The following is a 13,803-nucleotide window of genomic DNA, read 5'->3' as shown; positions in this document are numbered from 1 at the left end:
TCCCTTTTGCTGTACTCGAGTCCTCCTTACTTCTTCTTGGTGTACATCTGGGTGTTGAGGAGGGTGGAGTAGCGCTTGATGACCTTGGGGCGAATCACCTTCATGGAGGCGGTCATCAGACCGTTCTCCTGGGTGAACTCCTCGGGCAGGATGATGAACTTGCGTACGGATTCGGCGCGGGAGACGCCCTCGTTGGCCCGATCGACCCACTGCTGCACTTCGGCGCGCACGGCGGCGTTCCTTGCCGCGTCCTCGAGGGACATGTTCTCGTCAAGCCCCTTGGCGGCGAGCCACGGGCGCAACGACTTCTCGTCCAACGTCACCAGGGCGGAGATGAACGGGCGTTTGTCACCCAGCACCAACGCCTGGGAGACGAACTCGCAACGCTGGATGACTTCCTCGATCGGGCCGGGGGAGACGTTCTTGCCGCCGGCGGTGATGATCAGATCCTTCTTGCGCCCGGTGATGTACAGGAACCCGTCGTTGTCGATGCGGCCCAGATCGCCGGTGGCATACCAGCCATCTTCGGTGAACGACAGCTCAGTGGCCTCGTCGTTCTTATGATAGCGCGGGAACACGGCACGACCCTTGACCTGAATTTCGCCGTCCTCGGCGATGCGCAGGGAGAATCCGGGGAATGCGATGCCCACGGAACCAGCGTGGAACGGCGTACCCAGCGGGTTGAACGCGCACGGCGCGGTGGTCTCGGTCAGACCATAGCCCTCGTATACAGGCACACCCGCGCCACGGAAGAAAGCCAGTAGTTCCGGGTCAAGCGGGGCACCGCCGGCCACAATCCACTTGGCGCGACCGCCGAGCACTTCGCGCAGCGAAGAGTAGACAATCGGATCGAAGGCAGCGCGGCGAGTGCGGGTCAGTGCACCTGCCTTGCCATTGGCGGAGACTTCCTTCATATAGTTCTGCGCAGCCACCACGGCGGAGGCGAACACCACGCCCTTGGGGCCGTGGCCGGCCTTCTGGGACGCGGCGTTGTACACCTTCTCCAGCACGCGCGGCACCACGATCATGAGAGTGGGCTTGGCCACCTGCAGATCGCTGATCAGCGTCTTGATGCCGGTGGCGATGTAGATGCGGACGTTCGAGGAGACGACGATGTAGTTGATGGCGCGGGCGAAGGAATGGGCCTGCGGCAGGAACAGCAGGATGGTGTTCCTCTTGTCGTGCAGCAGATCGGGCATGTAGGCCGGCAGATTCAGCGCGGTCTGGCAGTAGTGCTCGTGGGTCATCTCCACGCCTTTCGGCGCGGCCGTGGAACCGGAGGTGTACACGATGGAGCACAGGTCGGTCTTCTTGACCGAATCGATGCGCTCGTCCAGCTCCTCGTCCGAGACCGTGGTGCCGTAGGCCTTGATCTCGTCCAAGCCACCGGTCTCGATGGTGATGATGTGCTCCAGGGACGGGCACTCTTCGACGGCCCCATCCGCCTTCTTACGCATGTCCGTGTCCTGCACGATCAGCAGTCGGGCATCGGAGTTGTTGACGATATTGCGAATCTGCTCGGCGGAATCGGTGTCGTAGATGGTGGCGAGCACGCCGCCGCACGCCATGATCGCCGCGTCGGTCAGGTCCCAGTCGTAGGAAGTCCGGCACATGAATGCCACGGCATCGCCCTTCTTCAGGCCGTAATGAATCAGGCCCTTGGCCACGGCACGCACGTCAGCCAGGAACTCGTTGGCGGTGACGGTCACCCAATCGTTGCCGGACTTGTAGGTGTACAGCGGCTCATCGCCCATACGTTCGGCGCGGTCCGCATACAGGTCGTAGATGGACGTACCTTCGTCCAGCGGCGGATTGCCTTCGGTGGAGGTGGTGAGCAGGCCGGTGGCGGGGTCGATGTCGGTGACGGTCAGGTGGCCGTCGTCCCAATCGTCGCTGTGAGGCAAAGCGATATTGGTCTCGACCGGCACGTCGGCGTTGGACAGGTAATCGGGCTCGTCCGGGGTGTCGTCGTGGACCGGGTGGACGAAGTCGGATCCCAACCTGAGCGCCTTACGGGTGAGATTGATAGTGTGCTGCGTGAAGGAATTGATAACCGACAAGTCTTGCTCCTGTAAACCTTTCAGTGTCGTCCAGCCATGAGGCGAACGCTTCTCAAAGTTCAAATTGTAATCGCCCAAACCGAACTCGTCACCTTACGCAACCGTAGGATTCTGGCGGGTTAGGGGAGTGCGTGGCAAAATATTGCACAGGTCCCGATATTGTTGAGTAACCGTGAGCTACGAAACGGTGATTGTCGATAATTACTGAGCGGTTGGTTGCTAATCGATGCCGGGTGATTGTTGGACGACTTCCGAGCAATTCATCCGCAATGCACATGGACACATTCGTGTTTCTCACTAATTTCGGGTTCGTTTCTGTTTCGATTGGCGGAATCTCAAGTCATGGTCTTTGCCTTCCGACTACACTTTCTATGCGGATAACCATGTCCATTTTGAAGTAGAACAAGAAAGGGCTCTCATGGCGCAAAACCCAGAAGCCACCGTGGTGTTCGGCGTTTTGAACGAAACGTCCGAAACGGAATCCCGCGTCGCGCTGACGCCGGATATCGTCACCCGGCTGAAGAGGAGCGGTGTCTCTTCACTGATTGAAGCAGGTGCCGGCATTGCTGCCGACTACACCGATGAGGATTACGAAAAGGCCGGTGCGAAGGTGACCAGCCGTGACGAGGTGCTCGCCGAAGCCGACGCGCTCGGTTTTGTGGACCGACCGTCCGCCGAGACCGTGGCCAAGCTCAGGGCCGGCCAGTGGGTCATTGGCATGCTCGGTTCCTTCACCGATGCCGATTACATGGCCGCGCTCGAGAAGGCCGGTCTGGTGGGCATCGCCATCGAAAAGCTGCCCCGTAAGCTTTCCAGCGCCCAGTCCATGGATGAGATGACCTCTCAGAACTCCGTGATGGGCTACAAGGCAGCCATCACCGCCGCCGATGCTTACGGTTCCTTCCTGCCGATGATGACCACCGCCGCCGGCACGATTCGCCCGGCTAAGGCGCTGGTGCTTGGTGCCGGCATCGCCGGCCTGCAGGCCATTGGTACGCTGAAGCGTCTAGGCGCGGTCGTCACCGCGTACGACGTGCGTCCCGCCTCCCAGGGCGAGGTCGAGTCCCTCGGCGCGAAGTTCCTTGATCTGGGACTTGACTTCTCCAAGGGCCAGGGCGAGGGCGGTTATGCCCGCGCGCTGAGCGCCGAAGAGCAGGCTCAGCAGCAGGCTGCCGTCGATGAGAAGGCCGCCGGCTTCGACATCATCATCACCACCGCCAAGGTCCCGGGCCGTAAGCCCCCGGTGCTGCTCACCGCAGCCGGCGTCAAGGGTCTCAAGCGTGGTGCCGTGATCGTGGACTGCGCAGCATCCGACCTCGGCGGCAACGTCGAGGGCTCCGCCGTCGGCGAGCAGGTCACCGAGGGCGGTGTCAAGCTGATTGGCGCTCCCTACCTGGCCTCCGGTGTCGCCACCACCGCATCCAACCTGCTTTCGCGCAATGTGGCCGACATCCTCGTGCACTTCGTGCGTGACGGCAAGCTCGGCCAGGATCTCACCGAAGAACTTGACGACGCGCTGGTGGTTGCCGGCCGCGCCGCCGCCCCGGCAGCTGCTGCCGATGCCGAGAAGTCCGAGAAGTAAGGAAGAAGGAATACCATGCCTACTCTCGTCGTTTCCATTACCCTGTTCGTCCTCGCGCTGCTCATCGGCATCGAGGTCATCGGCAAGGTGCCCGCCACCCTGCACACGCCGCTTATGTCCGGCGCGAACTCCATCCACGGCATCGTCATCGTCGGCGTTGTGATCGTGGCAGCCGAAGCCAATAGCCCGCTGGCCTACGTGTTCATCTTCCTGGCCGCTGTGCTGGGCACCATGAACGTCGTTGGTGGCTACGTGGTCACCGACCGCATGCTTGAGATGTTCAAGTCCAGCAAGAACGAGAAGAAGGGGGAGTCGAAGTAATGACCTCCGCAACCGTTGGCGCCATCGACATCGTCGCTTGGTTCGCCTACCTGTTCTCTGCCGTTCTGTTTGTGGTCGGTCTGCATTTCATGAATTCGCCGAAGACCGCCCGCAAGGGTAACCAGATCTCCGCGTTCGGCATGGTCGTGGCCGTGCTCATGGCGTTCATCGTGCTCTTCGCCAAGGGCTTCGTGAACATTGTCGCCGTGGTGGTGCTGGTCGTCGGCATCCTGATCGGTGCCGTGGCCGGTGTCGTCTCCGCCAAGAAGGTGAAGATGACCGATATGCCGCAGCTGGTCTCCGTGTTCAACACCGTGGGTGGTGGCGCCGCCGCACTCGTGGCCCTGAACGACATCCTGACCAAGGAAGGCACCCCGGACATCGTGGTGCTCATCACCGCTGGTCTCGGTATTCTCATCGGTTCTGTGACCTTCACCGGCTCGCTCATCGCTGCCGGCAAGCTACAGGGCATCAAGTGGGTCAAGAAGCTGAACCTGCCGGGCAAGGGCGTATGGAACATTCTGTTCGCCGTGCTGTCTGTCGCCTCGCTGGTCATGCTGTGCGTCCAGCCCGAACAGCGTCTGCTGTGGTCGATTCTGACCACCGTGTTCGCCCTGTGCTACGGCTTGGTCTTCGTGATTCCAATCGGCGGCGCCGATATGCCCGTCGTCATCTCTGTGCTCAACGCCTGCACCGGTACGGCTGTGGCTATGTCCGGTCTGGCGATTGACAACGTTGCCCTGATCGTGGCCGGCGCACTCGTCGGTTCCGCAGGTGTGACCCTGTCCATCCTCATGGCTCAGGCCATGAACCGTCCGCTGCTCTCCGTCTTGGCCGGTGGCTTCGGCGGTGGTGCTGACGCCGCCGCTGCTGGCGACGGTCTGGAAGGCACCATGAAGGAGACCACGCCGGACGATCTGGCCGTTCAGCTCGTCTACGCGCAGAAGGTCATCTTCGTGCCCGGCTTCGGTCTGGCTCAGGCTCAGGCCCAGCGCGAGCTCGCTGACCTCGGCGAACTGCTCAAGGGCCACGGCGTGGAAGTCTCCTACGCCATTCACCCGGTCGCAGGCCGTATGCCTGGTCACATGAACGTGCTGTTGGCCGAGGCCAACGTACCCTACGAGGAACTCGTGGATCTCGATGAGATCAACCCGCAGTTCCCGCAGGCCAACGTGGCTCTGGTCGTCGGCGCCAACGACGTGACCAACCCGGCCGCTCGTCGCCCCGGCACCCCGGTCTCCGGCATGCCGATTCTCGACGTCGACAAGTCCCAGAACGTCGTGGTCATGAAGCGTGGCCGCGGCATGGGCTACGCCGGTATCCAGAACGAGCTCTACTTCGAGGGCAACACCCAGATGCTGTTCGGTGACGCGAAGAAGAGTCTGCAGTCCGTCATCGCCGCCGTCAAGGAACTGCTCGCGTAACCATTCTTGGCTCCCCTCTGTGAGGGGAGCCAAGCTTCTATATCTACTACAGCCCAAACACCCGCTTAACAAAGCTGTTAACGCGACGCCAATAGCGGTCCGGATCGGTGCTGGCGCTCATCGTGTGGTCGGCGCCGGGAATCAGCAGCTTCTCGCGGTCGATGCTGGCGCAGGCGTTGTAATTGATGTCCAGATACTTCGGATTGACAAAAGTATCCGCTCCGCCATGAATGAACATCATCGGAATAGTCGCGTGCCGTAATGCCTTCACACAGGAGGCGTCCTCAAACCGGTATCCAGCTTTGCGTTTAGACACATGACTGGCCACTTTGACCAGCAGCACGGCCAACGAGTGCGGCAAATGGAACATCGCCTCGGCATTATCCGTAAACTGTGAGACCACGGAACTGTATCCGCAATCGGAAATCGCGGCGACGACGTTGCGGGGGAGTCGCGCATCGCCGGCCGCCATCATCACCGTGGCGGCGCCCATCGAATTGCCATGCAACAGAATGCGTGCATCCGGATCAGCTGCGGTGATCAGCGAAACCCAGCCCAACAGATCGTCGCTTTCCAGCAATCCCATACCCACGTAACGCCCTTCGCTCAACTCATGGGCGCGCTGCGCGGGTAGCAGGACCGTAAAACCGAGTTGCGCATAGCGATGCGCCCATTTGGCCATTTCCGCGGGCTCTCCGGTATAACCATGGCAGCAGATCGCGTATAGATGCGGCTGTGGGTCGGAACAATCCGGGTCCAACAGCCAGCCGTGGAGTTTCAATCCATCATGGCTGCGCAGCGTGACCGATTGCTTGGCCTCCTCGAACCACCGGGTGGCCTCAAGCTGCTCGGACATGTCGAATTCGATGCCTTTCGGCGTCTCCTCGTGCGGCATGTTGAACATCGAACGTTTGGCCTTGGTGTCCAGCGCGAACGTGAACATGACGTTGGCGGCCGCGGCTGTGACGCCGGCTCCGGTGGCGGCTATCGCGGCAAGTGCCGCAGCCATACCCCTGACAACGCGAGTGTGTGCGGCGATGACGTCATGGTCATCCTCATTGATGACGTCGTCCGAACGAGTCATATCAACCTCCCGATACGGTACTCACCATCGTACGTTATTTTTCGAAATCATCCCCAACTTCGTGAAAGACCGTACACTGAGTGTCGCTGAGCGTACGGTTTTCACGAAATGGCGGACGATTTCGTGAAAACCGTATGATGAGAACGGGTAAGCGTACGTTCTTCACAAAGCTAGGGATTATTTCGCGGAAACCGTGCGTTGACGTGGCTGGGACGGCCGGGATGCAGCGTCATCGAAGCATCACCACGCAAAGTCCGGAGTTGGCGTATAATTGACAATTGTTGCTTTGGCGAGGGAAGTGTGCGTGCTGACACATGACACAGCTTCCGTTATCGACTCGGCGTATTTCACTCTTTGTAGGGTGTCTTTCGGCGCGTCGTGGCGTCTGAGCGAGACAGTACGAAACGAAACTACAAGGAGTATCCATTATGGCTACCACCATTAAGCTTGAGGGCGAGGCCCGTTCCGAGTTCGGCAAGGGCGTTGCTCGTCGTCTGCGCGTTGCCAACAAGATTCCGGCCACCATCTACGCCGGCGGCGAAGAGCCCGCCTTCGTGACCTTGCCGATGCGCGAGACCACCCTGGCCCTGCGTCACACCAACGCCCTGTTCACCATCGCCTTCGACGGCAACACCAAGATGGCCGTCGTCAAGGACGTGCAGAAGAACCCGGTCAAGCGCATCATCGAGCACATCGACTTCCTCGAGGTCAAGGCCGGCGAGAAGATCGACGTCGAGGTGCCGGTGTTCGTGGAAGGCACCCCGAAGGGTGCTGCCGTGGCGTTCGTCGACATTCAGGAGCTCAAGGTCCGCGCCGACGTCACCAACCTGCCCGAGAAGATTGTGGTCAGCGTCGAAGGCCTGACCGACGGCACCAAGGTGTTCGCCAAGGATGTCGTCCTGCCTGAGGGCGTCGAGCTGGACATCGAGGATCCGGAAGAGTCCGTCGTCACCGTCGAGGTGCCGGAGGATGCCACCGAGTCCACCACCGCTCCGGAAGCTGCTGCCGCCACGGCTGACGCCGCCGCTGCTCCGGCTGCCGACGCCAAGTGAGTCGGTCGCTTCGATAGCGAACAATTCAGAACATAACTGAAACGTGGAAGCCCGCAGCCGTTGAGAACGGTGCGGGCTTCTTCGTTTTTTCACCATGTGAACTCTGCCACACGAGTAACACATGGGTGTGCAAAAGTATGCAACAGAGCTCGCGCCACAAGCGCACAGCACACACCCCATATGGTGGCTTTCGGGCTGCCAAAGTCAAGAAGAAGTAGCTAGTAATGACTGAAAATACGCACCACGATCCGGCAGCGCTCGACCAGCTCACCGAACCGTTCACCGTACTGCCGAACGACAACCCCGCATCCGATGAGAAGCGTCAGTCCCTCATCGACAAGCCGGCTTTCGGCCAGGTGTTCTCTGACAACATGACTCACATGACTTGGACCAAAGGCGAAGGCTGGTCCGACCGCCGCGTCGAGCCGTACGCGCCGCTCAAGATGGACCCGGGTGCCTCTGTGCTGCACTATGCACAGGAGTGTTTCGAGGGTCTGAAGGCTTATCGTCACGCTGACGGCTCCACCTGGCTGTTCCGCCCGGATGCGAACGCCGAGCGTTTCCAGAATTCCGCCAAGCGTCTATACCTGCCCGAGCTGCCGGTTGACGACTTCCTCGGCTCCGTGGCCGCGCTGGTCAAGCGCGACGCCAACTGGGTGCCGTCACGCCGTGAGTACACGCTGTACATGCGTCCGTTCATGTTCGCCTCCGAGCCGTTCCTCGGCGTGCGCGCTCCGCAGGAAGTCGACTACTGCGTGATCGCCTCTCCGTCCGGCCCGTACTTCCCGGGCGGCGTCAAGCCGGTGAGCATCTGGGTTGAAGACAAGTGGTTCCGCACCGGCCCCGGCGGCACTGGTTTCGCCAAGTGCGGTGGCAACTACGCTGCCTCCCTGCTCGGCGAGTACAAAGGTATCGAGAACGGCTGCGAGCAGGTCTGCTTTGTGGACGCCGCCACCAAGACCTACCTTGAAGAGCTTGGCGGCATGAACATGATAGCCGTGCACAAGGATGGCCACGTGGAGACCCCGTCCCTGACCGGCAACATTTTGCCGGGCGTGACCCGTCGCTCCCTGATTCAGCTGCTTCAGGACAAGGGCCACGACGTGGTCGAGACCATGATCGCCCTCGACCAGCTGCTCGAGGACATTAAGTCCGGCGAGGTCACTGAGGTGTTCGCTTGCGGTACCGCCGCCATCATCACCCCGATCGGTCGATTCAAGTCCGAGAAGTTCGATGTCACCGTCGCCGACGGTGGCTCCGGCGAGCTGACCGTCGCCCTGCGCAACGAGTTGCTCGGCATCCAGCTCGGCGAGGTGGAAGACCCGCACAACTGGATGTGGAAGGTGTGCTGAACTAGCACCTTTTGTTTCTGACTAAGACCCCTTGGAACGTCAACAATTCCAAGGGGTCTTGGCGTATTGGAAATGTTCTTGGCTAGAGAGATACAGATGGATTTAGCAACATTTCGCAACAAATAATATGATCTAGGTCTTCTGCACGTTGCGGGGGTTGGTTATGGTTCATCCAGATGAAAACAGGAGCAAACCTATGAGCAAGATGAGTGACATGACGGAATACCATGCTTCAGCCTACCGTTTGCCGTCAGGCTTCGAGCATTGTTCGAAATTAAGGCCGGTGGTTGAGGCGGTTACGGCGCTGGACCGGGTCAAGGCCGTGGTGGACGTGCTGTATTCGCCGGGCGGCTGCCCGTGGGACGGTAAGCAGACGAACGAGTCACTGCTCAAGAATCTGCTTGAGGAAACCTACGAATACGTCGACGCGGTGGAAACTCACGACCGTGACAACATACGCGAGGAACTGGGCGATGTGCTGTTTCAATCCGTGTTTCAGGCGCGGGTCTGCGAATCGGATGCCGAGGGTCCTTTTGGTATTGACGAGGTCGCCGACCGGTTGATGAACAAGCTCATCACTCGGCATCCGCATGTGTTTGCGGCTGATGATGCCGGCAATTCCTCCGAATCTTCTGATGCTTTTGATGCTGACGGCAACGACGGGAGAGAGACTACCCAACCCGAATCCCCGGAAGCCGTAGTGGCTCTATGGGAAAAGATGAAACAGCAGGAAAGCATCGTAAATCCGTGCTTGAGGGCATTCCCCGCGCTCAAGGTGCGTCGCCTCGCGCGGCCAAAGTCGTTTCTCGTATCTCCAAATCGCCGAATGCTGATAGATTGTTCGCGGAGTTTGATGAGCCGGCTGCGGCTGACACGAAGCAAGATGACGAGCAGCCTCAAGCGGCGATTCAATCCGAATCAAATGGTGACAATTCTCCTGAACATGAGAAGGCCGATGCCTACGCCGATGAAATCCTCGCCATCGTGCGTCGAGCCCGCTCGGACGGTATCGATATTGAAGCAGCATTGTGCAACCGTCTACGCGATGTTGAATCACGCGTTGAATCCATTGAAAACTACATTCGGATGCGATGAGTGAATCTATTTTTGGGCTCTTGATGAAGGCCTCCACTACTATAGCGTCGGTGGTGAGACAAGACATGAGCTTCTGGCGACGCTGGGGGATGTTCAATGTCAGTAATGGTTCAAGGTTTGGACTGCTGACGTCGCTGAGACACCTTAGCATCGTTAACGGGTCAAGTTCTGGCGATCAAACGACGGTAAAAAGGGGCTTAGCGTCGTTAGCTGTACATAAGTTGGCACGGCAACGACACTGGAGCGCATGACCGTTGGTGCCGTGCCAAACTTTGGCCGACCTCCGACAAATGAGAAGGACTAACGTCGGTGGCTGCTCAAAGTTTGGCGCGCTGGCGACGCTGTAAGAGAAAAAGAGTGGAGTCGAACCGGCAATAGCATTTATTCGGTTTGTTCTCTAGTCCAATTGCGTCAGGCAAGGCCTGCTGTAAGCTCGGGTACGGCGGGCGGTAGCGCCGGATAAGGATGAATGGGAACAGAACGAAGACGGACTGAAACGAACCGAAGCGGCACAAGAGGGGAGCGGCTCATGCAGGTGGCGTTGGAGAACAACATCGTTTTTGTGGTCATCGAGTACTTCGCTATTTTGTGTTGGGGACTGTCCGGCGGACTTGCCGCCATTCGCAAGGGCTATGACATCTTCACCATTATGCTGTGCGGCTGGCTGACTGCACTCGGCGGCGGTCTTGTGCGCGACGTAATGCTCGGTGCCCTGCCGCCGGTCGGCATCACCGACAAAGGCTTTGTGCTCACTACGCTGTTTTCCGGCATTATCGTGGTGGTGGCCCACCCGGAGATTACCAAACTCAAATGGACGATGACTGTCATCGATGCTCTGGGCCTCGGACTATTCGCAGTCAACGGCACCGCAAAAGCGCTGGCATACGGTTCCTCAAGCATGACCGCCGTATTCCTGGGCATGTTCACAGCACTGGCCGGCGGCCTCATTCGTGACATCTTCATTGGCGACGTGCCAATGATTATTCGGGACAAACACCTCTATGCTGTGCCCTCGTTTATCGGCTGCATATTGACTGTGTTGGTATGGCGTGGCGCGAGATACGGCTGGTTCGACATGCGCTCGGAAATGCTGCTCGATGTACTGATCGTTATCATCGTGGTGGCGCTGCGACTGTTTTCGGTAGGCTTCAACGTCACTCTGCCCGGAGCCGTCGAACGTCATCGTGTGTATCTGCCTAGCGAAAAACGGCATATTCAGCAATCAGCTGGCCGAGACCACGCTAATACCATGGATGATGGGGGTACGCCTCAGGATGATTCAAGACCGCCTCAGGGCTAGTTGCTTTCAAAGAGGTGCCTGAAGCACGAAACGTCGAGTATAAGCGTTGCAATGACGGCGTTTATAATTGGGTTTTCCCGTATCCGGTACCTCTCTGAACGGAGATGTCATTTCGCAGGACCGCCAATGTACCTCTTTGAACGGAGATATAAAAAGTCCCCGCAAGCCAGATGACTTGCAGGGACTTGCTAAAACCTTAAGAGGCTTATGCTCACAGAGCGTTGATCGCAACAGCGAGGCCAGACTTGCGGTTGGCGGCCTGATTCCTGTGGATTACGCCAGCGCCAGCAGCCTTGTCGAGCTTCTGGGCGGCAACCTTGTAGGCGGCCTCGGCGGCAGCCTTGTCACCGGCGGCGATGGCTTCGCGGGTGGCGCGGATGGCGGTCTTCAGGCCGGACTTCACAGCCACGTTGCGAAGGTGCGCCTTCTCATTGGTGAGCACGCGCTTCTTCTGCGACTTAATGTTTGCCACGTTTACTCCAAACGATGTGTGTTATAAGGACATACAAGAGTTAGAGAATAGCATGAGCCCCGGAAAAACCCGCGCAATGCCACGCCGAATACAGTCCCTCGGCTACACTAGGTGAAGTTTGAGTATATGCCAAGAGGAGGAATGCGTTGGTCATCCAACACAATCAGCCGGGTTCCACTGATCAGTCGGTGATTCGCAACTTCTGTATCATCGCACACATCGACCACGGCAAGTCGACCGTGGCCGACCGCATCCTGCAGTTGAGCGGCATTGTGCCCGAGCGAGAGATGCGCGATCGCTTCCTTGACCGTATGGATATCGAGCAGGAGCGTGGCATCACCATCAAATCCCAGGCCGTGCGCGTGCCATGGACCTTTGACGGTACCGAATACACGCTCGGTATGATCGACACCCCCGGCCACGTGGACTTCACCTATGAGGTGTCCCGCGCACTGGCCGCCTGCGAAGGCGCGGTGCTGCTCGTCGACGCTACCCAGGGCATCGAAGCGCAGACCCTGTCTAACCTGTACATGGCCATCGACCATGATCTGGCCATCATTCCCGTGCTCAACAAAATCGACCTGCCGTCCGCAGAACCGGACAAGCATGCCGAGGAGATCGCAGGTCTGATCGGCTGCGAGCCGAGCGACGTGCTGCGCGTCTCCGGCAAAACCGGCGAAGGCGTGGCCGACCTGCTCGATCAGATCGTCATGGACGTGCCCGCCCCGCACGGCGACCCCGATGCCCCCGCCCGCGCGCTGATCTTCGACTCTGTCTACGACTCCTACCGCGGCATCGTCACCTACATCCGTATGGAGGACGGCGAACTGCACGACCGCGAAAAAGTGCACATGATGGGTATCGGCATGACCCATGATCCCATCGAGATCGGTGTGATTAGTCCGGACATGACTCGCACCAAGGCACTCGGTGCCGGCGAGGTCGGCTACATCATCACCGGTGCGAAAGATGTGAGTCAGTCCAAGGTGGGCGACACCCTGACCTCGGCCGTCCGCCCGGCCACCGAGCCGTTGCCTGGCTACCGCGACCCCAAGCCGATGGTCTACGCCGGTTTGTTCCCGATCGACAACGCGCAATTCCCCGAACTGCGTGATGCACTCGACAAACTCAAGCTCAACGACGCCGCCCTGATCTACACGCCGGAAACCTCCGCGGCTCTGGGTTTCGGCTTCCGCTGTGGCTTCCTGGGTCTGCTGCACATGGAAATCGTCAACGAGCGACTCTCCCGCGAGTTCGGCCTCGACCTTATCCAGACCGCCCCGAACGTCACCTACGACGTGACCGCCGAGGATGGCAGCCAGCATCATGTGACCAACCCGAGCGAATTCCCGGACGGCAAGATCAAGAAGATCGTCGAGCCGATGGTTGCCGCCGACATCATCACGCCCAAGGAATTCATCGGTGCGGTGATGGATCTGTGCCAGGACCACCGCGGCATTATGGGCACGATGGAGTACATCTCCACCGACCGTGTGGAGATGCACTACCGCATTCCACTGGCCGAAATCGTGTTCGACTTCTTCGATCAGCTCAAGTCCCGTACCAAAGGCTACGCTTCCCTTGATTACCATGAGGACGGCGAGCAGTCCGCCGATTTGGTCAAGGTGGACATCCTTATCCAGGGCGAGAAGGTCGATGCGTTCAGTGCCATCGTTCACCGCGATAAGGCGTATTCGTACGGTGTGATGATGACCAAGAAATTGCGTAGTCTGATTCCTCGCCAGCAGTTTGAGATTCCGATTCAGGCTGCGATTGGTTCGCGCATCATCGCGCGTGAGAACATTCGTGCGTTACGCAAGGACGTGCTCGCCAAATGCTATGGCGGCGACATCACCCGTAAGCGCAAGCTGCTGGAAAAGCAGAAGGCCGGCAAGAAGCGCATGAAGATGCTCGGTCACGTGGAGGTGCCGCAGGAGGCGTTCATCGCGGCCCTGTCCACCGGCGAGGATTCCAACGACCGCGACACCAAAGACAAGATTCGCGCCGCGCAGAAGACGGAAGGCTGAGCGGATGCCGGAGGCTCGCCTCGCCGGGGAGTCT

10 protein-coding genes and 1 pseudogene are annotated in these 13,803 nt (G+C 59.3%); 8 read left to right on the top strand and 3 right to left on the bottom strand.

Annotated elements, in window-relative coordinates; translation table 11 throughout:
• Positions 1-26: 26 nt before the first annotated feature.
• Positions 27-2,060 (bottom strand): AMP-dependent synthetase/ligase, encoded by a 2,034-nt coding sequence (locus MMB48_RS06865; protein WP_032743706.1) that lies wholly within the window; start codon positions 2,058-2,060, stop codon positions 27-29.
• Between the two features lie 418 nt (positions 2,061-2,478).
• Here MMB48_RS06865 and MMB48_RS06860 point away from each other — a divergent pair, with 418 nt between their 5' ends.
• From MMB48_RS06860 to MMB48_RS06850, 3 genes are read left to right on the top strand one after another with little or no spacing between them, the layout of a single operon-like run.
• A complete protein-coding gene (locus tag MMB48_RS06860; RefSeq protein ID WP_032743707.1) occupies positions 2,479-3,642 on the top strand; it encodes an NAD(P) transhydrogenase subunit alpha in 1,164 nt (387 codons plus the stop codon).
• 15 nt (positions 3,643-3,657) lie between these two features.
• On the top strand, positions 3,658-3,963 hold the full coding sequence (locus tag MMB48_RS06855) for an NAD(P) transhydrogenase subunit alpha (protein ID WP_007053366.1): 306 nt from the start codon (positions 3,658-3,660) through the stop codon (positions 3,961-3,963).
• Positions 3,963-5,387, top strand: coding sequence for an NAD(P)(+) transhydrogenase (Re/Si-specific) subunit beta (locus MMB48_RS06850; protein ID WP_032743709.1), 1,425 nt, complete (start codon positions 3,963-3,965; stop codon positions 5,385-5,387). The genes MMB48_RS06855 and MMB48_RS06850 overlap by 1 nt, the downstream gene beginning before the upstream one ends.
• Positions 5,388-5,433: 46 nt before the next feature.
• Here MMB48_RS06850 and MMB48_RS06845 read toward each other — a convergent pair whose 3' ends face one another.
• Positions 5,434-6,471 (bottom strand): alpha/beta hydrolase, encoded by a 1,038-nt coding sequence (locus MMB48_RS06845; protein ID WP_032743711.1) that lies wholly within the window; start codon positions 6,469-6,471, stop codon positions 5,434-5,436.
• Between the two features lie 428 nt (positions 6,472-6,899).
• Here MMB48_RS06845 and MMB48_RS06840 point away from each other — a divergent pair, with 428 nt between their 5' ends.
• The 4 genes and pseudogenes from MMB48_RS06840 to MMB48_RS06825 all read left to right on the top strand — a co-directional run bounded on the left by MMB48_RS06840 (position 6,900) and on the right by MMB48_RS06825 (position 11,270).
• Complete coding sequence (locus tag MMB48_RS06840) at positions 6,900-7,523, top strand: 50S ribosomal protein L25/general stress protein Ctc (RefSeq protein WP_032743712.1); 624 nt, start codon at positions 6,900-6,902, stop codon at positions 7,521-7,523.
• 224 nt (positions 7,524-7,747) lie between these two features.
• Positions 7,748-8,875: a branched-chain amino acid aminotransferase gene (locus MMB48_RS06835; RefSeq protein ID WP_032743713.1), complete on the top strand. Its 1,128-nt coding sequence runs from the start codon at positions 7,748-7,750 to the stop codon at positions 8,873-8,875.
• Between the two features lie 196 nt (positions 8,876-9,071).
• Positions 9,072-9,970 (top strand): annotated as a pseudogene (locus MMB48_RS06830) (MazG nucleotide pyrophosphohydrolase domain-containing protein).
• Positions 9,971-10,499: 529 nt separating this feature from the next.
• A complete protein-coding gene (locus MMB48_RS06825) occupies positions 10,500-11,270 on the top strand; it encodes a trimeric intracellular cation channel family protein (RefSeq protein ID WP_012577808.1) in 771 nt (256 codons plus the stop codon).
• Between the two features lie 211 nt (positions 11,271-11,481).
• Here the strand turns inward: MMB48_RS06825 and rpsT are convergent, their stop codons facing one another.
• Positions 11,482-11,742 (bottom strand): 30S ribosomal protein S20, encoded by a 261-nt coding sequence (rpsT, locus tag MMB48_RS06820; protein ID WP_012577807.1) that lies wholly within the window; start codon positions 11,740-11,742, stop codon positions 11,482-11,484.
• A 146-nt stretch (positions 11,743-11,888) separates the two neighbouring features.
• Here rpsT and lepA point away from each other — a divergent pair, with 146 nt between their 5' ends.
• Positions 11,889-13,769, top strand: a complete 1,881-nt coding sequence (gene lepA / locus MMB48_RS06815) for a translation elongation factor 4 (RefSeq protein WP_032743715.1) — start codon at positions 11,889-11,891, stop codon at positions 13,767-13,769.
• Positions 13,770-13,803: the final 34 nt, after the last annotated feature.

Origin of the sequence: Bifidobacterium sp. FKU (assembly GCF_026016385.1) — a bacterium.
GTDB lineage: Bacteria > Actinomycetota > Actinomycetes > Actinomycetales > Bifidobacteriaceae > Bifidobacterium > Bifidobacterium infantis.
Note: the sequence above shows the minus strand (reverse complement) of the source record. Positions and strands in the feature narration are given on the sequence as shown.